22 protein-coding genes and 1 pseudogene are annotated in these 22,657 nt (G+C 63.1%); 14 read left to right on the top strand and 9 right to left on the bottom strand.

What is annotated here, in order from left to right:
- Window positions 1–104: 104 nt before the first annotated feature.
- A complete protein-coding gene (gene serA / locus BLS60_RS09975; RefSeq protein ID WP_070880432.1) occupies window positions 105–1,334 on the bottom strand; it encodes a phosphoglycerate dehydrogenase in 1,230 nt (409 codons plus the stop codon).
- A 184-nt stretch (window positions 1,335–1,518) separates the two neighbouring features.
- Here serA and BLS60_RS09970 point away from each other — a divergent pair, with 184 nt between their 5' ends.
- From BLS60_RS09970 to BLS60_RS09950, 5 genes are all read left to right on the top strand, one after another.
- Window positions 1,519–2,910 carry an FAD-binding oxidoreductase gene (locus BLS60_RS09970; RefSeq protein ID WP_092367414.1) on the top strand — a complete coding sequence of 464 codons (1,392 nt, stop codon included), beginning with the start codon at window positions 1,519–1,521 and terminating at the stop codon, window positions 2,908–2,910.
- Window positions 2,911–2,941: 31 nt separating this feature from the next.
- Window positions 2,942–3,607 carry a fumarylacetoacetate hydrolase family protein gene (locus BLS60_RS09965; RefSeq protein ID WP_070880430.1) on the top strand — a complete coding sequence of 222 codons (666 nt, stop codon included), beginning with the start codon at window positions 2,942–2,944 and terminating at the stop codon, window positions 3,605–3,607.
- A gap of 313 nt (window positions 3,608–3,920) precedes the next feature.
- Window positions 3,921–4,268: a NirD/YgiW/YdeI family stress tolerance protein gene (locus BLS60_RS09960; protein ID WP_070880429.1), complete on the top strand. Its 348-nt coding sequence runs from the start codon at window positions 3,921–3,923 to the stop codon at window positions 4,266–4,268.
- Window positions 4,269–4,367: 99 nt separating this feature from the next.
- On the top strand, window positions 4,368–5,306 hold the full coding sequence (locus BLS60_RS09955; protein ID WP_092367411.1) for an SdiA-regulated domain-containing protein: 939 nt from the start codon (window positions 4,368–4,370) through the stop codon (window positions 5,304–5,306).
- Window positions 5,307–5,441: 135 nt separating this feature from the next.
- Window positions 5,442–6,356 carry an SdiA-regulated domain-containing protein gene (locus tag BLS60_RS09950; protein WP_092367408.1) on the top strand — a complete coding sequence of 305 codons (915 nt, stop codon included), beginning with the start codon at window positions 5,442–5,444 and terminating at the stop codon, window positions 6,354–6,356.
- Between the two features lie 36 nt (window positions 6,357–6,392).
- On the opposite strand, the gene rpiA is transcribed toward BLS60_RS09950, so the two are convergent.
- Complete coding sequence (gene rpiA, locus BLS60_RS09945; RefSeq protein ID WP_070880426.1) at window positions 6,393–7,064, bottom strand: ribose-5-phosphate isomerase RpiA; 672 nt, start codon at window positions 7,062–7,064, stop codon at window positions 6,393–6,395.
- Window positions 7,065–7,195: 131 nt separating this feature from the next.
- Here rpiA and ilvA point away from each other — a divergent pair, with 131 nt between their 5' ends.
- A complete protein-coding gene (gene ilvA, locus BLS60_RS09940; protein ID WP_092367464.1) occupies window positions 7,196–8,710 on the top strand; it encodes a threonine ammonia-lyase, biosynthetic in 1,515 nt (504 codons plus the stop codon).
- Window positions 8,711–8,835: 125 nt separating this feature from the next.
- Window positions 8,836–9,276 (top strand): DUF2269 family protein, encoded by a 441-nt coding sequence (locus BLS60_RS09935; RefSeq protein ID WP_070880425.1) that lies wholly within the window; start codon window positions 8,836–8,838, stop codon window positions 9,274–9,276.
- Here the strand turns inward: BLS60_RS09935 and BLS60_RS09930 are convergent.
- Genes BLS60_RS09930 through BLS60_RS09915 form a run of 4 tightly spaced genes read right to left on the bottom strand, consistent with a single transcriptional unit; the run spans window position 9,273 to window position 13,916 of the window.
- A complete protein-coding gene (locus BLS60_RS09930; RefSeq protein WP_092367405.1) occupies window positions 9,273–9,746 on the bottom strand; it encodes a response regulator in 474 nt (157 codons plus the stop codon). The genes BLS60_RS09935 and BLS60_RS09930 overlap by 4 nt on opposite strands.
- On the bottom strand, window positions 9,743–12,067 hold the full coding sequence (locus tag BLS60_RS09925) for an ATP-binding protein (RefSeq protein WP_092367402.1): 2,325 nt from the start codon (window positions 12,065–12,067) through the stop codon (window positions 9,743–9,745). Before BLS60_RS09925 ends, BLS60_RS09930 begins: the two co-directional genes overlap by 4 nt.
- Entirely contained in the window at window positions 12,064–12,744 is a 681-nt protein-coding gene (locus BLS60_RS09920) for a response regulator (protein ID WP_092367399.1), read from the bottom strand. The genes BLS60_RS09925 and BLS60_RS09920 overlap by 4 nt, the downstream gene beginning before the upstream one ends.
- Complete coding sequence (locus tag BLS60_RS09915) at window positions 12,741–13,916, bottom strand: sensor histidine kinase (RefSeq protein WP_092367396.1); 1,176 nt, start codon at window positions 13,914–13,916, stop codon at window positions 12,741–12,743. Before BLS60_RS09915 ends, BLS60_RS09920 begins: the two co-directional genes overlap by 4 nt.
- Before the next feature lie 177 nt (window positions 13,917–14,093).
- Between BLS60_RS09915 and BLS60_RS09910 the strand changes: the two genes are divergently transcribed.
- Window positions 14,094–14,627, top strand: a complete 534-nt coding sequence (locus tag BLS60_RS09910) for an SgcJ/EcaC family oxidoreductase (protein ID WP_092367393.1) — start codon at window positions 14,094–14,096, stop codon at window positions 14,625–14,627.
- A gap of 59 nt (window positions 14,628–14,686) precedes the next feature.
- On the opposite strand, the gene BLS60_RS09905 is transcribed toward BLS60_RS09910, so the two are convergent.
- Window positions 14,687–15,340, bottom strand: coding sequence for a histidinol-phosphatase (locus BLS60_RS09905; RefSeq protein ID WP_092367390.1), 654 nt, complete (start codon window positions 15,338–15,340; stop codon window positions 14,687–14,689).
- A gap of 178 nt (window positions 15,341–15,518) precedes the next feature.
- Between BLS60_RS09905 and BLS60_RS09900 the strand changes: the two genes are divergently transcribed.
- The gene (locus BLS60_RS09900; RefSeq protein ID WP_042553561.1) at window positions 15,519–15,998 is read left to right on the top strand and encodes an RNA pyrophosphohydrolase; all 480 of its coding nucleotides are present in this window, start codon (window positions 15,519–15,521) and stop codon (window positions 15,996–15,998) included.
- Between the two features lie 12 nt (window positions 15,999–16,010).
- On the top strand, window positions 16,011–18,290 hold the full coding sequence (gene ptsP / locus BLS60_RS09895; protein WP_092367387.1) for a phosphoenolpyruvate--protein phosphotransferase: 2,280 nt from the start codon (window positions 16,011–16,013) through the stop codon (window positions 18,288–18,290).
- 133 nt (window positions 18,291–18,423) lie between these two features.
- Here ptsP and BLS60_RS09890 read toward each other — a convergent pair whose 3' ends face one another.
- The gene (locus tag BLS60_RS09890; protein WP_092367384.1) at window positions 18,424–19,170 is read right to left on the bottom strand and encodes an NRDE family protein; all 747 of its coding nucleotides are present in this window, start codon (window positions 19,168–19,170) and stop codon (window positions 18,424–18,426) included.
- The gene (locus BLS60_RS09885; RefSeq protein WP_143024589.1) at window positions 19,161–19,580 is read right to left on the bottom strand and encodes a hypothetical protein; all 420 of its coding nucleotides are present in this window, start codon (window positions 19,578–19,580) and stop codon (window positions 19,161–19,163) included. Before BLS60_RS09885 ends, BLS60_RS09890 begins: the two co-directional genes overlap by 10 nt.
- Window positions 19,581–19,659: 79 nt before the next feature.
- Between BLS60_RS09885 and BLS60_RS09880 the strand changes: the two genes are divergently transcribed.
- The 4 genes and pseudogenes from BLS60_RS09880 (at window position 19,660) to BLS60_RS09865 (ending at window position 22,654) form a co-directional block, all read left to right on the top strand.
- The gene (locus BLS60_RS09880) at window positions 19,660–20,442 is read left to right on the top strand and encodes a sulfite exporter TauE/SafE family protein (protein WP_070880415.1); all 783 of its coding nucleotides are present in this window, start codon (window positions 19,660–19,662) and stop codon (window positions 20,440–20,442) included.
- 9 nt (window positions 20,443–20,451) lie between these two features.
- Entirely contained in the window at window positions 20,452–21,252 is an 801-nt protein-coding gene (gene lgt / locus BLS60_RS09875; protein ID WP_092367378.1) for a prolipoprotein diacylglyceryl transferase, read from the top strand.
- The gene (locus tag BLS60_RS09870) at window positions 21,249–22,043 is read left to right on the top strand and encodes a thymidylate synthase (RefSeq protein ID WP_092367375.1); all 795 of its coding nucleotides are present in this window, start codon (window positions 21,249–21,251) and stop codon (window positions 22,041–22,043) included. The genes lgt and BLS60_RS09870 overlap by 4 nt, the downstream gene beginning before the upstream one ends.
- A gap of 90 nt (window positions 22,044–22,133) precedes the next feature.
- A pseudogene (locus BLS60_RS09865) lies at window positions 22,134–22,654 on the top strand (REP-associated tyrosine transposase).
- Window positions 22,655–22,657 lie beyond the last annotated feature (3 nt).

Genomic DNA, 22,657 nt, shown 5'->3' with positions numbered 1-22,657 from the left:
GCCCTGAAATACAAAACGCCCGATGCGGTGCATCGGGCGTTTTTGGAACCACAAATCTAACTGAAACGGTGTAAACCTATTTCAGGACTAGACAGCCAGCGTGATTAGAACAGCACGCGGCTACGGATAGTGCCATTGACGTGCTGCAGCTTCTCGAGCGCCAGATCCGAGTACTCGGCGTCAACGTCGATGACCACGTAACCGACTTTCTCGTTGGTCTGCAGGTATTGACCAGAGATGTTGATGCCGTTGTCGGCAAACACCTTGTTGATCTCGCTCATCACGCCTGGAATGTTGGCGTGAATGTGCAGCAGACGGTGCTTGCCCGCGTGCGCCGGCAGGGCCACTTCCGGGAAGTTGACGGACGACACCGACGTGCCGTTGTCGCTGTACTTGACCAGCTTCTCGGCCACTTCCAGGCCGATGTTGGCCTGGGCTTCGGCGGTGGAGCCGCCGATGTGCGGGGTCAGGATTACGCGATCCAGGCCGCGCAACGGGCTTTCGAAGACGTCATCATTGGATTTTGGCTCGACCGGGAACACGTCGATGGCGGCACCGATCAGGTGCTCGTCCTTGATGGCGGCAGCCAGGTGATCGAGCTCGACCACGGTGCCACGGGCGGCGTTGATCAGAATGCCGCCCTTCTTCATGGCGCGGATTTCCTTCTCGCCGATCATCCACTGGGTGGACGCCAGCTCAGGCACGTGCAGGGAGACGATGTCGCACATGCCCAGCAGGTCGTGCAGTTTGCCGACCTGAGTGGCGTTGCCGAGCGGCAGCTTGGTTACCACGTCGTAAAAGAACACCTGCATGCCCAGGCTTTCGGCGAGTACCGACAACTGCGTGCCGATGGAGCCGTAACCGACGATGCCGAGCTTCTTGCCGCGGATCTCGAACGAATTGGCGGCCGACTTGATCCAGCCGCCACGGTGGCAGGAGGCGTTCTTCTCGGGGATGCCGCGCAGCAGGAGGATGGCCTGCGCCAGCACCAGTTCGGCGACCGAGCGGGTGTTGGAATACGGCGCGTTGAACACGGCGATGCCGCGCTCGCGGGCGGCGTTCAGGTCGACCTGATTGGTGCCGATGCAGAAGCAGCCGACTGCGACCAGTTTCTTCGCGCAATCGAACACTTCTTCGGTCAGTTGGGTGCGCGAGCGGATGCCGATGAAGTGGGCATCGGCGATCTTCGCCTTCAGCTCCTCGCCGGACAGCGCGGTCTTGATGTACTCGATGTTGGTGTAGCCGGACGCCTTCAGGGTATCCACTGCGTTCTGGTGGACACCTTCAAGAAGAAGGAACTTGATCTTGCTCTTGTCGAGAGAGGTCGTGCTCATCGGAGTACCTGTTGCCCCACTAATTTTAAGTGTCAGGAGAAGCATCGGCGCTGGCGCCGATGGGCCGGCAAATCGCTGCAAAGCATGATTTGCGGGGGGCATATGCTAGCATGGCTTCCCTTTTCCTTGCTCGGTTGCGACCTGAACGGTTCTCAGGGCGACCATGAATATTTCGAGAGTTGAAATGACCGATCACCTGCCGATTGAAGAACTCAAAACCCTGGTCGAGCCCGGCAAAGTGTTGACCGACGCCGCCTCGCTGGAAACCTATGGCAAGGACTGGACCAAGCACTACGCGCCTGCGCCCACCGCCATCGTGTTCCCCAAGACCATCGAGCAGGTGCAGGCCATCGTCCGTTGGGCCAATGCCCACAAGATCGCCCTGGTGCCCTCCGGCGGGCGCACCGGTCTGTCGGCAGGGGCCGTTGCGGCCAACGGCGAGGTGGTGGTGTCGTTCGACTACATGAACCAGATTCTCGATTTCAACGAGTCCAACCGCACCGTGGTCTGCCAGCCGGGGGTGGTCACCGGCGCGCTGCAGCAGTTCGCCGAGGACAAGGGCCTGTATTACCCGGTGGATTTTGCCTCCGCCGGTTCCAGCCAGATCGGTGGCAACATCGGTACCAACGCCGGTGGCATCAAGGTCATCCGCTACGGCCTGACCCGCAACTGGGTAGCCGGCCTGAAAGTGGTCACTGGCACCGGCGAGCTGCTCGAGCTGAACAAGGACCTGATCAAGAACGCCACGGGCTATGACCTGCGCCAGCTGTTCATTGGCGCCGAAGGCACCCTGGGTTTCGTGGTCGAGGCGACGATGCGTCTGGATCGCGCACCGCGCAACCTCACTGCCATGGTGCTCGGCACCCCCGATTTCGATTCGATCATGCCGGTGCTGCATGCCTTTCACGGCAAGCTCGACCTCACCGCCTTCGAGTTCTTTTCCGACAAATGCCTGGACAAGATTCTCGGCCGTGGCGACATTCCCGCACCGTTCGAGAGCCGCACGCCGTTCTATGCGCTGCTGGAATTCGAAGCGGTCAACGAGGACGTCGCCAATGCCGCGCTGGCGACCTTCGAGCATTGCGTCGAGCAAGGCTGGGTCCTCGACGGCGTAATGAGCCAGAGCGAGCAGCAGTTGCAGAACCTGTGGAAGCTGCGCGAATACATCTCCGAGACCATCAGCCACTGGACACCGTACAAGAACGATATCTCGGTGACGGTTTCTCAGGTACCGGCTTTCCTGGCCGACATCGACACCATCGTTTCCGGCAGCTACCCGGATTTTGAAGTGCTCTGGTACGGTCACATCGGCGATGGCAACCTGCACCTGAACATCCTCAAGCCCGACGCGCTGAGCAAGGAAGAGTTCTTCGGCAAGTGCGCCACCGTCAACACCTGGGTGTTCGAGACGGTCGAGAAGTACAACGGCTCGATTTCCGCGGAACACGGCGTCGGTATGACCAAGCGCGATTATCTGGAATACAGCCGCTCACCGGCGGAAATCGGTTATATGAAAGCGGTCAAGGCGATATTCGACCCCAACGGCATCATGAATCCGGGCAAGATCTTCGTCTGAGTCCGGGGTTGGAATAACAAAAGGAGCGACCATGAGCTACCAGCACCAATACATCGATGGCACCCGAATCCACTTCCCGCTGGGCAAGGTGGTGTGTGTAGGCCGCAACTACGCCGAGCACGCCAAGGAGCTCAATAACCCACTGCCGACCGAGCCGATGCTGTTCATCAAGCCCGGCAGCTGCGTTGTGCCGCTTGAAGGCGGTTTCAGCATTCCGGAAGACCGCGGTTCGGTGCACTACGAAGTGGAAATCGCCGTGCTGATCGGCAAGCCGCTGTCGCGCAAGCCGAGCGAAGAAGAAGTGCGCGACGCCATTTCCGGTTTCGCCCCCGCCCTGGATCTGACCCTGCGTGATGTACAGAACAAGCTGAAAAACCAGGGTCACCCGTGGGAGCCGGCCAAGTCGTTCGACGGCGCCTGTGTGCTCGCACCGTTCGTGCCGGGCGACGCGGTCGAAGACCTCGCCGGCATCGGCATTCGCTTGACCATCAACGGTGAAGTACGCCAGGACGGTATCAGCGGCGACATGATCTTTGCGATCGTGCCGGTGATTCAGGAAATGGCCGGCAACTTCAACCTGCAGCCTGGTGATGTGATCCTCACCGGCACCCCAGCCGGCGTCGGCCCGCTGCACAAGGGCGATGAACTGGTACTGGATCTGGTCGACCACTCCAGCTTCGCCAGCCGCGTCCTCTGACAAGACCGCTGAGTGGCGGGAGCGGCCGCTCAGCTGATCGTTCCTCACGCTCCGCGTGGGAATGCCTTCCGGGACGCTCTGCGTCCGATGCCGAGCACACCGGTAAGCCTAAGCGTGCGCAGAGCGCCCCAGGCCGGGCCCCCGCGCAGGAGCGTGGGAGCGATCAGGTCTAATGGCTGACCGCCCGCTCCCGCCACGCATCAGCCGTCAATCCGCGTTTGCAATTAAGCTTCGCTTAAGCCGGCTTTAAGGCTGGCTTCAGCTCCGGGACTTAACCTGACCCCCGTCATCTACAGATAGAGGGTCATCCCACATGAAAGCTCCCGCACTCGCACTGTTGCTCGTTCCGCTGTTCTCTTCCGCTGCCATGGCTGCCGGCTACACCGGCCCAGGCCAGGTCGCTCAGGTCACCACTGTCGAGCAGGCGCTGAAAGCCGCCGACGACACCCCGGTGGTGCTGCAAGGCCAGATCGTCAAGCGTCTGCAGGACGAACTCTATGAGTTCAAGGATGCCACGGGCACCATCCACGTAGAAATCGACGACGAAGACTGGCCGCCGCAAGCTGTCTCCGAGAAGGCCAACGTCAAGCTGACCGGTGAAGTCGACAAGGACCTGACCAGCCGCGAAATCGATGTCGACATCGTTGAACTGGTGAAATAAGGCGGGCGCTGTTAGCGTCCCACCTCTGCACTGAATGGCCGTCTCTCGGAATACCGAGAGGCGGCGTTGTCATTTCTGCTGATGGATATGTGAATCGCCATGCGTCGTCTGCTTTCAGTCAAAGGATTGTTTCTGCTGTTGATGCTGGTTGTGCTTGCCGCACTGGTGATTACCAGTCAGCAGTTTCGGCTGTTCGAGCGGGCCTGGTTCAATGTAAGCCAGCCGAACGATGCGCCGTCCCACTCGCTGTGGTTGAACGACTACAAGGTGGTGATCGAGGCGCAGCCTATCGAAGGGCTCGAGGACGACGTCTCGGCGCTGACGTACGACCCGGATCGGCAAAGCCTGTTTACCGTCACCAACCAGCACCCCAAACTGATCGAGCTGTCACTTGACGGCAAGGTGCTGCGGCAGATCGAGTTGGTCGGCTTCGGAGACCCCGAGGCGGTGGAGTATGTGGCCCCAGGCCGCTTCGTGATCGCTGACGAGCGGGCCCAGCGGCTGGTCAAGGTGCGGGTCGATAACGACACCACATCGATCAACGCCGCTGACGGGCAGCAGATGTCGCTGGGCCTGGAGATGGGCGGCAAGAACAAGGGCTTCGAGGGTCTTGCCTATGACCTCAAGGGTCAGCGCCTGTTTGTCGCCAAGGAGCGTGATCCCATGCGCATCTATGAAGTGCACGGGTTTCCCAATCTCGACCCGCAGGCGCCCGACCCGCTGCAGATCCGCGATGACCGCAAGCGCGATGCGGGCATCTTCGTTCGCGACCTGTCCAGCCTGCATTTCGATAGCCGCACCGGTCACTTGCTGGCGTTGTCCGACGAATCGCGCCTGGTCGTCGAGCTGGACCAGGACGGCAGGCCGATCAGTAGCCTGTCGCTGCTGCCCGGTCAGCATGGTCTCAGCAAATCGGTACCGCAGGCCGAAGGCATCACGGTCGACGACAAGGGCGTGCTGTACCTGACCAGCGAGCCGAATCTGTTCTATGTCTTCAGCAAGGCCGATCAGTCCGATCAGGCCGATCAGGCCGAGTAAGCCATGGCCCTGGCTCCGCTGCCGAGCTGGTGAACCGTAACCAAGGCTGTTAGCGTCGCCCGTTTCTGAATGGCCGTCTGTCTGCGTTGAGTGGGAGACGGCTTGTCGTTCCCACTGATGGACATGTGAACCGGTATGCGTCGACTGTTTTCCTTCAAGGCGATCCTCGTCAGCCTGTTACTCATTGCCGCGCTACTGCTGGCGGTCTGGGGTCAGGAGTTGCGAGTGTTCGAGCGCGCCTGGTTCAACCTGCAGCAGCCAGAGGATGCGCCGGCCAGTGCCCTGTGGCTCGATGGGTATCAGGTCACCCGCGACGCGCAGGTCATCGAAGGCCTGGACGATGACGTCTCGGCGCTGGCCTATGATCCGCTGCGCAAGAGCCTGTTCACCGTGACCAACCAGAAGCCCCGGCTGATCGAGCTGTCCCTCGACGGCAAGGTGCTGCGAGAGATCGAACTGGTTGGCTTCGGTGACCCAGAGGCGGTGGAATATGTCGGCCCAGGCATTTTCGTGATCGCCGACGAGCGCCCGCAGCGCCTCGTCGAGGTGCGCATCGACGACGCCACCACCCGCGTCGACGCGGCCGATGGTCAGCAGCTTTCGCTGGGGCTGGAGATGGAGGCCAAGAACAAGGGCTTCGAAGGTCTGGCCTATGACCTGGCCGGCAAACGTCTGTTCGTTGCCAAGGAGCGCGACCCGCTGCGCATCTACGAGGTGCAGGGTTTCCCGCATTTCGACCCGCACAGTCCATCGGCGATCCGCATCATCGATGATCGAGAGCGCGATGCCGGACTGTTCGTCCGCGACCTGTCCAGCCTGCAATATGTGGCCGGCAGCGGACACCTGCTGGCGCTTTCCGATGACTCGCGCCTGCTGGTCGAACTCGATACCCAGGGCAAGGCGGTCAGCAGCCTGTCGCTGATTGGCGGTCAGCAGGGGCTGAAGGAATCGGTGCCGCAGGCCGAGGGCATCGCGCTGGACGAGAACGGCGTGATCTACCTGATCAGCGAGCCCAACCTGTTTTATACCTTCAGCAAAAAGGCCGAGTGATCGCTCACTCGGCCTTTTCGATACGGCCGTCGATGCTTAACGCTGCAGCGACTTTACGCCTTCGGCGGTGCCGAGCAGCAGCAAATCGGCCGGGCGCGCGGCGAACAGGCCGTTGGTAACCACGCCGACGATGGCGTTGATGTCCGCTTCCAGTTTCACTGGGTCGGTGATGCTCATGTTGTGCACATCGAGGATTACATTGCCGTTGTCGGTCAGCACGCCTTCGCGATAGACCGGGTCGCCGCCCAGCTTGACCAATTCGCGCGCCACGTGGCTGCGGGCCATGGGAATCACTTCCACCGGCAGCGGGAAAGCGCCGAGCACCGGCACCAGTTTGCTGCCGTCGGCGATGCAGATGAAGGTGCGCGCCACAGCGGCGACGATCTTCTCGCGGGTCAGGGCGGCGCCGCCACCCTTGATCAGGTTCAGGCGCTCGTCACTCTCATCGGCACCATCGACATAGAACTCCAGATCGCTGACGGTGTTCAGTTCGTACACCGCAATGCCATGGCCCTTGAGGCGGGCGGCAGTGGCTTCGGAGCTGGCGACGGCGCCATCGAAATCCAGTTTGTGCTTGGCCAGCGCATCGATGAAGCAGTTGGCTGTGGAGCCGGTACCGACCCCAATGACGCTCTTGGCGTCGAGCTTGGGAAGGATGAAGTCGACGGCGGCCTGGGCCACGGCTTGTTTGAGCTGATCCTGGGTCATGCGGGTTCCACGAGAGAGAGGGAAACGAGGCGGAGATTATAGCCGGCAAAACCCCGGAATTCGTATGGTCGCTCGGCAGATGGCTGCGTTAGACTCCTGGGTTCCCCATGAAGCCGACTGCGATGCCCGCCATGCTCGAACAGTACGTCAAGAAGACCCTGACCTCTCGTGTCTATGACGTTGCCGTGGAAACCCCGCTGCAACCCGCTCGCCAACTTTCCGAACGCCTGGGCAATCAGATTCTGCTCAAGCGCGAGGATCTGCAGCCGGTTTACTCGTTCAAGATTCGTGGCGCCTACAACAAGCTGGCGCAGCTGAGCCCGGAAGAGCTGGCCCGCGGCGTGGTGACCGCTTCGGCGGGCAACCATGCCCAGGGCCTGGCGTTGGCCGCCAAGCACATGGGCGTCAAGGCGACCATCGTCATGCCGCGCACCACGCCTGAGCTGAAAGTGCAGGGTGTGCGTTCGCGTGGTGGCAAGGTGGTGCTGCACGGCGACGCCTTTCCCGAAGCGCTGGCGCATTCGCTAAAGCTGGTCGAGGAACAGGGCCTGGTCTACGTGCACCCCTACGACGACCCCCATGTGATCGCCGGCCAGGGCACCGTGGCAATGGAAATCCTGCGGCAGCATCAGGGCCCGCTGGACGCGATCTTCGTACCGGTCGGTGGTGGCGGCCTGATCGCCGGCATCGCCGCTTATGTCAAATACCTGCGCCCGGAGACCAAGATCATCGGTGTCGAGCCGGACGACTCCAACTGCCTGCAGCAGGCGCTGGCCGCGGGTGAGCGCGTGGTGCTGCCGCAGGTCGGGCTGTTCGCCGACGGCGTGGCGGTGGCGCAGATCGGCCAGCACACCTTCGATATCTGCAAGCTGTGCGTCGATGAAGTGATCACCGTCAGCACCGACGAAATCTGTGCGGCAATCAAGGATATCTACGACGACACCCGCTCGATCACCGAGCCCGCCGGTGCTTTGGCCGTGGCCGGGATCAAGAAGTACGTCGAACGTGAGGGCATCAGCGGCCAGGTTCTGGTGGGCATCGATTCGGGCGCCAACGTCAACTTCGATCGCCTGCGCCATGTGGCGGAACGTGCAGAACTGGGTGAAAAGCGCGAAGCGATCATCGCCGTCACCATTCCGGAGCAACCGGGCAGCTTCAAGGCCTTCTGCGAGGCGGTCGGCAAGCGCCAGATCACCGAATTCAACTACCGCTACCACCAGGATGGCGAGGCGCACATCTTTGTCGGCGTGCAGACCCACCCCGAGAACGACCCGCGTGCGGCACTGGTGGAAAACCTCCGTAGCCAGGGGTTCCCGGTCATCGACCTGACCGACAACGAACTGGCCAAGCTGCACATTCGCCATACCGTCGGCGGGCACGCCGCGGCAGTGCCGGACGAGTGCGTGTTCCGCTTTGAGTTTCCGGAGCGCCCGGGTGCGCTGTTCAACTTCCTCGACAAGCTGGGCGGGCGCTGGAATATGACCTTGTTCCATTACCGCAACCACGGCGCTGCCGACGGCCGCGTGCTGGCGGCCCTGCAGGTGCCGGAAGACGAACGCCATCTGCTCGCGCCGGCGCTGGATGCAATTGGCTACCCGTACTGGGACGAAAGTGACAACCCGGCCTACAAGCTGTTTCTTGGCTAGTTGATTCGCGCAGACGATTGCCGGGTATCGCGCTGCTCCACCCAGGCTACGGGGGTCGACTGGTAGCCTGGCGGTGAGCGCAGCGATACCCAGGGCTGGGCTATAAAAAACCAAAGGAAACCGTGATGGAACATTACCTGCTGCTGCGTATCGTCCACAGTGTGCCCGGCATCCTCCTGCTGCTGGGTGTGCTGGCTCATGCATTCATGCTCTGGAAGGCGTGGCGCAGCGGCGACAGCGCCGTGCTGCAACGCAAGCTGCAGCGCACGCGCCGGATCAGTTTGCCGGTGTTCGCCGTGCTGGCGTTGAGCCTGCCGGTGACCGGCTGGTGGATGGTCAACCTGGCTGGTTGGCCGTTGAGCCAGACCTGGCTGCTGCTGGGCAGCATCCTGTTCGGCGTGCTGATGATCGTCGGCCTGCTGCTGCTCGGCCGGTTGGGTGCCTGGCAGGCTCAGGCCGGCGGCACGGTGCCTGCCAAGTCGCTGCGTTTCGCGATGGCCTATGCCGCGCTGATCGTCGTGCTGCTGGTGGTGATCATGGCGGTGATGGGCGCCAAGCCCGTTTAACGCCTGCCCTGACGGTGCGCCACCAGCGGCTGCAGCAGGGCGGCCAATTGTGGCTCGGTCAGCGTGGCCCGCAGGGCCTTGTACAGGGCGCGGGTTTCCAGCAGGTTCCACACCCGCAACATGGTTTCCAAGGCATCCAGCGGCTTGCTGATGAAGTCCCGCGCGCCCAGTGCCAGGGCACGCACGCGGGTGGCGCGGGTCACATCGGCGGTCAGCACCAGCAGTGGCACGTAATCGTTCTGCGGAATGCGCCGGTTGAGCTGCTCCATCAGCGCGAAGCCATCGAAGTCGGGCATGTGTAGGTCGAGAATCACCAAATCCGGTTCGAAGCTGTTGTAGAGCTCCAGGGCGCGCAGTGGCTGGGTGCTGCTGAGCACGTTGTGCAGGCCTTCGCGGGCCAGCAACTGCTCCATCAGGTCCAGGTTGGGACGCTGATCGTCGATGATCAGGATGCGGTAGTCGTCGCTCATGCAGGCTCCGGCAGGTGTTGGTCGAGAAAGGCCAGGAAGGTCGGTACGTGGATGGGTTTGGTGAGAATCGCCGTGGCGCCGGCCTGTTGCATGGCACGTCGTGCGGCGGTGCTGGCATCTGCGGTGATCATCAGCACGGCGATGGCTGCCGTGGCCGGGTCGGCGCGCAACCGCTTGAGTACCTCGATGCCGGTCATGTCCGGCAGGTTGACGTCGAGCAGGATCACCCGCGGCAGATGCTGGCGCGCCAGGTCGAGGCCCAACTGGCCCTGCATGCTCGACAGCAATTGCACGCCGGGACGCCGCTGCAGCAGGGTTTCGATCAGCGCCTGGCTGGACAGGTTGTCCTCGATGCACAGCACGCGGGCCAGGCTGGCGCTTTCTGCGATGCGGACCGGAGCCGGCATGGGCAGGGCGCGCCACAGGTCGTCACCCGTGGCGAGTGATCCCACCTGCGCCGATGGCAGGGTCAGCACGAAGCGGCTACCGGTGCCGACTACGCTGATCACTTCCAGCGTGCCATCCATGGCCTGCAGCAGGTTGCGGCTCAGGGCCAGGCCGAGACCGGTGCCTTCGCTGTGCTGGTCGGCGCCCAGACGCTCGAACGGATGGAACAGACGCTCCAGGTCATCCGCTGCGATGCCCGCACCGCTGTCATTGACCGCCAGCGCCAGGCGCTCACCCTGCAGTTCGATATCCAGGTGCACTTCGCCGCCGGGGCGGTTGTACTTCACCGCGTTGGACAGCAGGTTGAGCAGCACCTGGATCAGCCGCTGCCGGTCAGCCATCACGCCAACCGCGGCACTGCTCGGCGGCAACGGGCGCAGGCGGATACCGGCCTCGTCGGCCAACGGTGAAATCAGCGTCATCGCCTCCTGCACCACGGCGTGCAGGTCTATGGCCTCCGGGCTCATGGGTAGGCGACCGGCTTCGATGCGGGCGATGTCGAGCACTTCGTTGATCAGCGTGAGCAGGTGCTGGCCGGCGCGCAGGATGTGAGTGACCTGTGGCCTGGGCGACTCCAGATCAAGCAGTTGCGCGAAGCCCAGAATGGAATTGAGCGGTGTGCGCAGTTCGTGACTCATGCGCGAGAGAAACTCGCTTTTCGCCTGGCTGGCGTTCTCGGCTTCCTCGCGGGCGTCGCGCAGGGCGATATCGGCGGCGCGGCGGTCGGTGATGTCGCGGGTGACCTTGGAGAAACCGCGCAGGGTGCCGCTGGCGTCATGTTGCGCGGTGATCACCACGCTGGCCCAGAAGCGCGAGCCGTCGCGGCGCTGGCGCCAGGCTTCTTCCTCGTAGCGGCCCTTGTCGGCGGCCACCTGCAGCGCGTGCAGCGGATGATGCGGGCGCTGTTCGTCGGGGTAGAACAGGGAAAAGTGGCGGCCGATGATCTCGGTTTCACTGTAGCCCTTGATACGTTCGGCACCGGCGTTCCAGGTGGTGACGTGGCCTTGCGGGTCGAGGGCGAAGATGCCGTAGTCACGCACTCCTTCGATGATCAGGCGCAGACGCTCCTCGTTGTCGCGCAACGCCCGCTCGCGCTGGGCGAGGAGCTGGCTGGCTTCCTCAAGGCTGGCGCCGAGGCGGCCGATTTCGTCGCGTTCGTGGTGCCGCGGCTCGAGAGGGTTGCCGAGCGCCAGGTGACGGGCACTACGCTGCACACGCTGGACGCGGCTGACGATCCCGCTGGAGAGCAACAGCACGGCGATGATCGCCCCGAATAGCCCGCAACCTGCCGCCAGCAGCGTAGCCAGCAGCATCCGCTGGCGGTTGTCGGCGGCGTTGGCGGTGCGGTCGGCGAGCAGAGCGTCTTCGCGCACGCGCATGGCGTCGATTTCGTCGCGCAGGCTGTCGAGCATGCGCTTGTTTTCGATCAGCACCGCAGTCAGTCGCTCACGGTTTTCGCCCATGTCGCCATCGCGCAGCACGTCCAGCCCTTCCAGCTTGGTGCGGATCAGCGGCTTGATACGCTCCAGGCGCTCGCGCACTTCGGTGTCGCGGATATTGGCATCGAGGCGCGCCAGGGCCGCTGCGATGCGCGGCTCGGTTTGCTGATAGATCGTCAGAAAGTTGTCCCGGCGGGTCAGCAGGTAGCCGCGCACGCTCGCCGCGCCTTCGGCCAGCAGGGTTTGCACCGCCTGGATGTCGCCCTGCACTTTCAGCACACGACGCACGTCCTCCTCGGCCTCGGCAGTGCGCCGCTCGGTGATGTAGATCAGCACCAGCGACAGCAGGAGGATCACCAGCGGCAGCGAGATGCCAACCAATGCCTTGCCACGCAAGGGCAGGTCAGCCCAGAAATGATCGATGCGACGCATCATGAGGACGGACCGAACCAGTCTGCCGCAGGTTGTGCCACCAGCCCGAGGGCAATGCCACGTACAGCCGCCTGGGTGCGATCGGCCACGCCGAGCTTGGCGATCACCCGTTCGACATGAGTTTTCACCGTGCCGGCCGCGATCCCCAGCTTTTCACCAATCTCGCGGTTGCTGAAACCGCCAGCGACCAGGCCAAGCACCTGGCGCTCGCGGCTGGTCAGTGCGTCGGTGGGCGGCGCGCCCGCGTTGCTGCGGTCGGCGATGCGTCGCAGGAGCCGCGCGCTGACGGAACTGTTGAGGGCTTCGTCACCCGCTGCGACGCGGCGCAGAGCAGCGATCACTTCGTCGCGCGTGGCGTCCTTGAGCAGGTAACCGACGGCTCCGGCGGCGATGGCGGCTTCCAGGTGCTCGGGGCTGTCGTACATGGTGAACATCACCACCTTCAGGTGCGGCAGGCGCTGCTGCAACAGGCGCGCTGCGCCCAGCCCGTTGAGGCCTGGCATGCGGATATCGAGGATGGCGATGTCGGGCAGCAGGCGTTCGCACAACTGCAGGGCAGCATCGCCATCGGCCGCCTGGCCGACCACCTCGAATTCATCGCAACCGCCCAGCATGGCGACGAAGCCCGCGCGGGTCACTTCATGGTCGTCGGCCACGACCAGGCGCAGGGGGGCGGTCATGGCTGATGCACCTCGGCGCTCGGCACCTGGGCCAGCAAGCGAGTGCCGCGTCCCGGTTCGCTGCTGCAGCGCAGATGCCCACCCAGCAGGCTGGCGCGCTCGTGCATGGCGGCCAGGCCCAGCCCGCTGTTGCCCTTGCGCGGCGCGTCGGGCGCGGCCTCGAAGCCTTGGCCGTCATCCTCGACCCGCAGTTGCGCCTGGCCTGCCTGGTTATCCAGGCTCACCCGCACGCTACAGGGGCCGGCGTGCTTGAGGATGTTGTTGATGCCTTCCTGAGCGATACGAAACAGGGTGATTTCGACGTTGGCTGACAGCCGCGCGTCGCTGCGTTGCAGCCACTGCACCCGGTAGCCGGCGTCGCGCAGGCGGTCGGCTTCCTTGTCGATGGCGTGCAGCAGGCCGAAATCATCCAGCAACTGCGGACGCAGACCACCAATGGCCTGGCGGCCTTCGCGCACGCAACGCTGGGCCAGTTCAAGGATGGTGCGCAGCTCCTGTTGCTGGGTTTGCGGTAGCGTTGGACACTGGCTGGCGAAACCCTGCAAGCGCTGATGCAGGCCCGCCAGCGTTTGTGCAAGGCCGTCGTGCAGGTCGTAGGCGACGCGTCGGCGCTCGTCTTCCTGGGCGCTGAGCAGGCGGTGCACCAACTCCGACATGGTGCGTTCGCGGGCCAGCAGGTCGCCGTGCAGGCGCTGGTTGTCCAGGTGCGCGGCAAGCAGGGTGGCGAGCAGTTGCAGGGATTCGAGGTCTTCGTCGTCCGGCGGGTTGATCCTCACTGCGCTGGCCAGCAGCACGTTGCCGAACGGCTGGCCCTGGGCTGTCGTCAGAGGCAGGCGGATGACCAACTGCAGCTCGCTCTTGTCGATGGGCAGGCACTGCGCCTGTGTCGCGGCGCTGTCGCCGAGTGCCAGCAACGCCACGCGCTGCTCGTTCGAGTGAGCGCCGTGGCTTGCCAGCACCTGGCCTTCGCCATTCAGCTCGCGAACCACCAGGCCGCTGTCCATGGCGCAGAACGCACAGGCGCGCTGCAGCATGCGTTCACCCATCTCGGCGGGCGACAGGGCGCCGAGCTCGCGGCCCGTATCAACCAGCAGGCTGAGGCGTGCCGCTCTGCTTTCCCATTGCCGGTACTGGCTGCGCAGCGCCAGGGCACTGCCGTTGTCGTTATGCATGGGACGTTTCTCCAGCGCGGGCGACGCCGATCATTGGCGCCATCATCCCATTAAATCGGCTTCTCGCGGTGGTCGCCCATACGCCGATCGGCATAGGCCGTGGTCGCCAACCGGCCGATGGCAGCGGCAAGTGGGCAGGGCAAAGTGCAGGCATCAACCCAACGACAGGAAATGATCATGAAAGTACATGCCATCGCCGCTGCTCTGCTGTTCACCGTCAGCACGCCGCTGTTCGCTGCCGTCGAGCAGAAGCCTTACCACTACGCCAATGTTGCCGAGGCACCTGCCGATGCGGCGGATCGTGAGGTCGCCGGCCTGTTCGAGCAATGGAACCAGGCGCTGCAGAGTGGCGATGTGTCGAAGGTGGTAGGTCTGTACAGCGCTGACGCGGTGCTGCAGCCGACGGTTTCCAACCGGGTGCGCGCCAACTCCGCAGAGATTCGTGACTACTTCGACCACTTCATGGCGCTGAAGCCGGTCGGCGAGATCAATTACCGTGAGATCCGCCGCCTTGGGCCGACCACTGCCCTCGATAGCGGCGTGTACACCTTCCACCTGACCGATGCCGCCGGCAAGAAGACCGATGTGCAGGCGCGCTACACCTTCGTCTACACCCGAGTCGATGGGCAGTGGAAGATCCTCAATCACCACTCTTCGGCCATGCCGGAAGTTATTCCGACGGCTGTGGCGACCAAGACCAAGCACCTGTAACGGTGGTTGGCTGTACGCAAGCCGGCGCCATGAGCGCCGGTTTTTTTATGGTTGCACTGTCAGCGCAGCGACAGCACCGGCCAGCCACGTTTCTGCGCTTCAGCCAGCAGATTCGGGTCGGGATCGACCGCTACCGGTCGGCTGACCCGCTCCAGCAGCGGCAAATCGTTCATCGAATCACTGTAGAACGTCGCACCCTCCAGGCTGAAGCCAGTTTCCTGCAGCCAGCGTTCCAGGCGCGTTACCTTGCCTTCCTTGAAACACGGCACATCGGTGGTGCGGCCGGTGTAACGGCCATCGACCATCTCGCATTCGGTCGCCAGCAGCGTATCGACGCCCAGGCGCGCGGCGATTGGCGCAGTAACGAAGCGGTTGGTGGCAGTGATGATCACCAACTTGTCGCCTGCCGCGCGGTGTTCGTCGAGCAACGCCAAGCCCTTGGGCAGGACGATCGGCTCGATGCATTCGGCCATGAATTCTTTGTGCCACGCGTGCAGCTGGGCCATTTCGGTGCGCCCGAAGATGTCCAGGGTGAAGTTCAGGTAGTCGGTGATATTCAGGCGTCCGGCCAGGTAATCCTGATAGAAGGCATCATTGCGCGCCTTGTAGGTCGCGCCATCAAGAATCCCGCGCTCGCACAGCCAGTCGCCCCAGGCGTGATCGCTGTCGCCGCCGAGCAGGGTGTTGTCGAGATCGAATAAAGCCAAACGCACAGCGCCACCTCTTCTTATACAGAACCATCGAGGCGCCAGAATAGCGGCTTTTGGTGGGCGGGGGAAAACCGCCTGAGGCCTCATGACTGGCCAGCGGGGCACTCCCGCCCAGGCGCGTTGCCGCTGTCCCGAGCTTTGTGGAACAATGCCGGAACATGCGTTTACGAGGTTATGCGCCGTGATCGATCCTGATGGTTTTCGCCCCAACGTCGGTATCATTCTGACCAATGATGTCGGCCAGGTGCTTTGGGCGCGTCGAATTAACCAGGATGCCTGGCAGTTCCCGCAAGGCGGCATCAATGACCGCGAGTCGCCCGAAGAGGCGTTGTACAGGGAATTGAATGAAGAAGTGGGTCTCGAGCAGCAGGATGTGAAAATTCTCGCCTGCACCCGTGGCTGGTTGAGGTATCGTCTGCCGCAGCGCCTGGTGCGTACGCACAGCCAACCGCTGTGCATCGGCCAGAAGCAGAAGTGGTTCCTGTTGCGCCTGACCGCCGATGAGCAGCGGGTGCGCATGGATCTGACCGGCAAGCCCGAGTTCGACGGCTGGCGCTGGGTCAGTTACTGGTATCCGTTGGGACAGGTAGTTACATTCAAGCGCGAGGTCTATCGTCGCGCACTCAAGGAACTCGCACCGCGCCTGCTGGCTCGGGACTAGGCAGGGTCAGGCATGCTCAACACGCTGCGCAAGATCGTCCAGGAAGTCAACGCTGCCAAGGATCTCAAGGCGGCGCTGGGCATCATCGTGCAGCGCGTCAAGGAGACCATGGGCACCCAGGTGTGCTCGGTCTACCTGCTCGACCCGGAGAGCAACCGCTTCGTGCTGATGGCCACCGACGGCCTCAACAAGCGCTCCATCGGCAAGGTCAGCATGGCGCCCAACGAAGGCCTGGTTGGCCTGGTGGGTACCCGCGAAGAGCCGTTGAACCTCGAGAACGCTTCCGAGCATCCCCGCTATCGCTACTTCGCCGAGACCGGTGAAGAACGCTATGCCTCGTTCCTTGGCTCACCGATCATCCACCACCGACGGGTGATGGGCGTGCTCGTGGTGCAGCAGAAGGAGCGCCGTCAGTTCGACGAAGGTGAAGAAGCCTTTCTGGTGACCATGAGCGCGCAGCTCGCCGGGGTCATCGCCCACGCTGAGGCGACCGGTTCGATCCGCGGCCTGGGCAAGCAGGGCAAAGGTATTCAGGAAGCCAAGTTCGTCGGCGTACCGGGCTCGCCGGGCGCGGCCATTGGCACTGCCATGGTCATGTTGCCGCCGGCCGACCTGGAAGTGGTACCGGACAAGAGCGTCGCCGACATCGACGCTGAACTGCAGTTGTTCCAGAGTGCGCTGGAGGGCGTGCGCGCCGATATGCGCAGCTTGTCAGAGCGCATGGCGACCCAATTACGCCCAGAAGAACGGGCGCTGTTCGACGTCTATCAGATGATGCTTGAAGACGCCGCGCTGGGTAACGAGGTGGTCAAGGTCATCAAGACCGGCCAATGGGCCCAGGGCGCGTTGCGCCATGTGGTCAGCGAGCACATCAACCGCTTCGAGTTGATGGACGACGCTTACCTGCGTGAGCGCGCATCGGACGTCCGCGATCTGGGCCGCCGTCTGCTCGCCTACTTGCAGCAGGCGCGGCAACAGACGCTGGTCTACCCCGATAACTGCATCCTGGTCGCCGAAGAATTGTCCCCCGCCATGCTTGGCGAAGTGCCGGAAGGCAAACTGGTCGGTCTGGTTTCGGTGCAGGGCTCGGGCAACTCCCATGTAGCAATCTTCGCCCGTGCGATGGGCATCCCCACAGTGATGGGCGCGGTCGAGCTGCCATATTCAAAGATCGACGGCATTCAGCTGATCGTCGATGGCTATCACGGTGAGGTCTTTACCAACCCGAGCGAAATCCTGCGCAAGCAGTATGCCGATGTGGTCGAGGAAGATCGCCAGCTCACCAAGGGCCTCGATGCACTGCGTGCGTTGCCCTGCGAGACCCTGGACGGCCACCACATGCCGCTGTGGGTCAACACCGGCCTGCTGGCCGACGTAGTGCGGGCGCAGGAGCGCGGCGCCGAGGGCGTGGGCCTGTACCGCACCGAAGTGCCGTTCATGATCAAGGATCGTTTCCCCAGCGAGAAAGAGCAGTTGGCGATCTACCGTGAACAATTGGCCGCCTTCCACCCGCTGCCGGTGACCATGCGCACCCTGGATGTCGGTGGCGACAAGGCGCTGAGCTATTTCCCCATCAAGGAAGACAACCCCTTCCTCGGCTGGCGCGGCATCCGTGTGACCCTCGACCACCCGGAAATTTTCCTAGTGCAGGTGCGCGCCATGCTCAAGGCCAGCGAGGGCTTGGATAACCTGCGCATCCTGCTGCCAATGATTTCCGGTATTCAGGAGCTGGAAGAATCGCTGCACCTGATTCACCGCGCCTGGGGCGAAGTGCGCGACGAAGGCACCGATGTGCCGCTGCCGCCGATTGGTGTGATGATCGAAATCCCTGCGGCCGTCTACCAGACCCGCGACCTGGCCCGCCAGGTGGACTTCCTTTCGGTCGGCTCCAACGACCTGACCCAGTACCTGCTGGCGGTGGACCGCAACAACCCGCGCGTCGCCGACCTCTACGACTTCCTTCATCCCGCCGTTCTGCAGGCGTTGACCAAAGTGGTTGAAGACGCGCATGCCGAAGGCAAGCCGGTAAGCATCTGTGGCGAAATGGCCGGCGATCCGGCCGCTGCCGTACTGCTGATGGCGATGGGTTTCGACTGCCTGTCGATGAACGCCACCAACCTGCCCAAGGTGAAATGGCTGCTGCGCCAGATCAGCATGGGCAAGGCCAAGGACCTGCTTGGCCAGGTGATGCGCATCGACAACCCGCAGGTTATCCACAGCACCCTGCAACTGGCCCTGCGCAACCTCGGCCTAGGCCGGATGATCAACCCGGCGTCGGATATTCAGGCTTAGCGGCTGCTGCAAGGCGCAAGCGGCCGGTCGTAGGGTGGACGACGCCTCATCCGTCCACCGCTCTGCGATCGCAATGGTGGATGAAAAGAGCGTCATCCACCCTACGGCCGCTTCCGCCCCCCAAGCTGCCAGCCTAGCTCTCGAATCGTGCCTCACCGCTCGGCATTCCCTCAGGCCCGAAGCTGCGCTCGATGATGCGCCGCGTTCCATCGGCGTAAGTGAACAGCAGCGTGCTGGCGCGGGTGCCGTAGGTCGGGCTGGCGATAAACACGCTGCCCAGCAGTCGCTCGAGATCCAGGTTCACGCCAGTATTCGGCAGCCTCACATCGTCAGGGCGTGTGGTATTGGCCAGGAGCGCGAACAGGGCTTGTTCATCAGCCGCTTGCAGTGCTCCAGCCAGCGCCGTCTTGGCGCGCTGCAGCTTTGGCCAGGGCGTGTCCAGGTCGGCGTTGGAAACACCATGGATGCCAGGTGGCAGTGCCTTGGCCAGGCCACGCTGCGAGTTGAAATGCCACAGCTGCTGGCGATCACCGACCAGCAGATTGAAGGCGCTGTAATCGTTCGCCTCGCCGCGCAAGCTGTTCAGAAAGTCCTCTGGCGTCAGATCGCTGCGCAGAAAACGCAGCGGCAGCTCGCCACGTGAGCGCGCGCCCTGGGCGGTACGTGGGTCACGAATATTGGTGAGTGCGGCAAAGCGTCCGCCAGGGCCGATGCCCAGCCAGGTACCGCCCGCCTGCAGATCCCGCCCGGCGATCAGCCCTGGCGTATCCGGCCACTCTGCCAGTGCGGCGGTAGGCCGTGCATAAAATTCGTCGCGATTGGCCGCGACCAGCAGCGGCAGCTCATGGCCTGGGCGCCAGGCGAGGACGATCAGGCACATGGGCGCGCCAGCTTGGCGCGTACACCGGCAGCATCCAGTCGATCGCCAATGTGTATCACCACCTTGTTCGCACCGCAGCCTTTGCCGAGCTCCAGCAACATACGTTCCTCGACCTGAGAAAGGCCGCCTTCCAGACGCTCGAGCGGATGAATGACCAGGCGCGGCGGCAAGCTCAGGCGTAAGAACCGTTTGGCAATCAGGGACTGGGCTGCGTCGCGTATCAGGCGATCGGCAACGCTGAAATCAGCGACCAGTAGCCGCACGTTACTGAAAGGCGGGTTGGCCTGCAGAGTCGCTTCGCGGCCGCTTTCCAGGTGCGTCATGTGCAAGTGATCGCAGGCAATGCGCAGGTAGAGGGTGTTGAACACGGCGCGTTTCTCGTCCACGGAAAGCATCACTGTACGCAACACGCGTCGGCGCATCCATCGCCTGAAGTAGAGTGCGTGACCCGCTTCCGTTACCATGCCGCATCGCTTTTCAGAGCACACCATGGTCTTCTTACTGTACATCCTGCTCGGTGCCGCAGCGGGCCTGCTGGCCGGGCTGTTTGGCGTCGGTGGCGGCATGGTCATCGTACCGGTGCTGATCTTCACCTTTACCGCCCAGGGCTTCGACAGCTCGGTGCTGACCCACATGGCGGTCGGTACCTCGCTGGCCACCATTCTGTTCACCTCGGTCAATGCGGTGCGCGAGCATCATCGCCGCGGTGCAGTGCGCTGGGGGCTGTTCGTCTGGCTGACGGTGGGTATCGTGCTGGGTTCGGTGCTCGGTGCGCTGACCGCCGAGTCCATTGATGGCCAGGTGCTGCAGAAGATCATCGGCGTGTTTGCCTTGTGCGTCGCCCTGCAACTGGCGCTGGATCTCAAGCCCAAGGCCAGTCGTGAAGTGCCCGGCAAGACTGGGTTGAGCGCGGCCGGTGGGGTGATCGGCTGGGCCTCGGCGATCATCGGCATCGGCGGCGGTTCGCTGACCGTGCCGTTCCTGACCTGGCGCGGCGTCTCCGTGCAGCAGGCGGTGGCGACGTCTTCGGCGTGCGGCTGGCCTATCGCGGCGGCCGGTGCCTTGAGTTATCTGTGGCTGGGCTGGGGTGACGCGCGCCTGCCGGGCTGGAGCCTGGGTTACGTTTATCTGCCGGCGCTGCTGGGCATTGCCCTGACCAGCGTATTCTTCGCGAGCACCGGCGCGCGCCTGGCCCATCGGCTGTCGCCGCGCGTGCTCAAGCGTCTGTTCGCCTTGCTGTTGTTTATCGTCGGCCTGAATTTTCTGTTGTGAGGAATCCTGATGCTGCCCTACCCGAATATTGATCCGGTCGCCCTCGACCTGGGTTTCCTGCAGATCCACTGGTATGGCCTGATGTACCTGGTCGGTATCGGCGGGGCCTGGTTCCTCGCCTCGCGGCGCCTGAACGCCTTCGACCCGACCTGGAGCAAGGAGAAACTCTCCGACCTGGTGTTCTGGGTGGCGATGGGGGTGATTCTCGGTGGTCGCCTGGGTTACGTGCTGTTCTATGACCTGCCGGCGTACATCGCCAACCCGCTGCTGATTCTCGAAGTGTGGAAGGGCGGTATGTCGTTCCACGGCGGCCTGATCGGCGTGATGCTGGCCACCCTGTGGTTCGCCCGGCGCAACGGCAAGAGCTTCTTCGAGCTGATGGATTTCATCGCCCCGCTGGTGCCGATCGGCCTGGGTGCCGGGCGTATCGGCAACTTCATCAATGCTGAACTGTGGGGCAAGGTCACCGACGTGCCCTGGGCCATGGTCTTCCCGACCGGCGGGCCGGAGCCGCGCCACCCCTCGCAGCTGTACCAGTTCGCCCTGGAAGGCGTGGCGCTGTTCACCATCCTCTGGTTCTACTCGCGCAAACCGCGGCCGACCATGGCGGTCTCGGGTCTGTTCGCGGTGTGCTACGGGATTTTCCGCTTCATCGTCGAGTTCGTCCGCGTGCCGGATGCCCAGCTCGGTTACCTGGCCTGGGGCTGGCTGACCATGGGCCAGGTGCTCTGCGTGCCGATGGTGCTCGCCGGCCTGGGTGTGATGGTCTACGCCTACAAGCGTCAGCCCGCAGCGGAGATAGCCCGATGAAACAGTACCTCGACCTGATGCGCCACGTGCGCGAGAACGGCACCTTCAAGCAGGACCGTACCGGCACCGGCACCTACAGCGTGTTCGCCCACCAGATGCGTTTCGACCTGGCCGACGGTTTTCCCCTGGTGACCACCAAGAAATGCCACCTCAAGTCGATCATTCACGAGTTGCTGTGGTTCCTGCAGGGCGACACCAACATCAAGTACCTGAAGGAAAACGGCGTACGTATCTGGGACGAGTGGGCCGACGAGAACGGCGACCTCGGTCCGGTGTACGGTTATCAGTGGCGTAACTGGCCGGCGCCGAATGGCGAGTCGGTCGACCAGATCAGCAAGCTGATCGAGATGATCAAAAAGAACCCGGACTCGCGCCGCCTGATCGTCTCGGCCTGGAATCCGGCGCTGGTCGAGCAGATGGCCCTGCCGCCGTGTCATGCGTTGTTCCAGTTCTACGTCGCCGACGGCAAGCTCAGCTGCCAGCTCTACCAGCGCTCGGCGGACATTTTCCTGGGTGTGCCTTTCAACATCGCCAGCTATGCGCTCCTGACGTTGATGGTCGCGCAGGTCTGCGGCCTGCAACCCGGCGAGTTCATCTGGACGGGCGGTGACTGCCACCTGTACGCCAACCACCTGGAACAGGCCGACCTGCAGCTGACCCGCGAGCCGCTGCCGTTGCCGACCATGAAGCTCAACCCCGAGGTGAAGGACCTGTTCGCCTTCCGTTTCGAGGATTTCGAGCTGGTCGGCTACCAAGCGCACCCGCATATCAAGGCGCCGGTCGCGGTCTGAGCCAGGCTTTCACGTGTAGGGTGGGCCGGGCGGCGGTCCGCTTCAGCCCACCGCCCCAATATGTGTTGCAAGTCAGGCAAAGGACTGCCCATGTCGAACTACCGCCGCCAATCGGTTCCTGGCGCTACTTCTTCACCGTCATGCTTGCGGATCGGCAGTCTGGTTTGCTGGTCGAAAAAATTCCCTTATTGCGTCGAGCCTACGCCGAGGCTTGCGGTCGACTGCCCTTCGAGACCGTCGCTATTTGCGTGCTACCTGATCACTTACATGCGATCTGGACATTGCCGAATGGCGACAGTGACTACTCGCAACGTTGGGCGCTGATCAAGAGTCGCTTTTCACGCGCGCTTCCCAAAGCCACATCCTTAAGCGCCAGCAAGCACCGAAAGCGCGAGAAGGGGATATGGCAGAGGCGTTTCTGGGAGCATCAGATACGCGATGAGAATGATCTTGCCCGACACGTCGATTACATCCACTTCAATCCCGTCAAGCATTGGTTGGTCAATTGCGTCGCGGATTGGCCGTTTTCCAGTTTCCATCGGTACGTTGAGCGAGGCGTTCTTCCGATGGGCTGGGGCGGTTACGATGATGCTGGAAACTTTGGCGAATGAAGG

The sequence above is a fragment of the Phytopseudomonas seleniipraecipitans genome (assembly GCF_900102335.1).
GTDB classification, from domain to species: Bacteria; Pseudomonadota; Gammaproteobacteria; order Pseudomonadales; family Pseudomonadaceae; genus Aquipseudomonas; species Aquipseudomonas seleniipraecipitans.
Note: the sequence above shows the minus strand (reverse complement) of the source record. Positions and strands in the feature narration are given on the sequence as shown.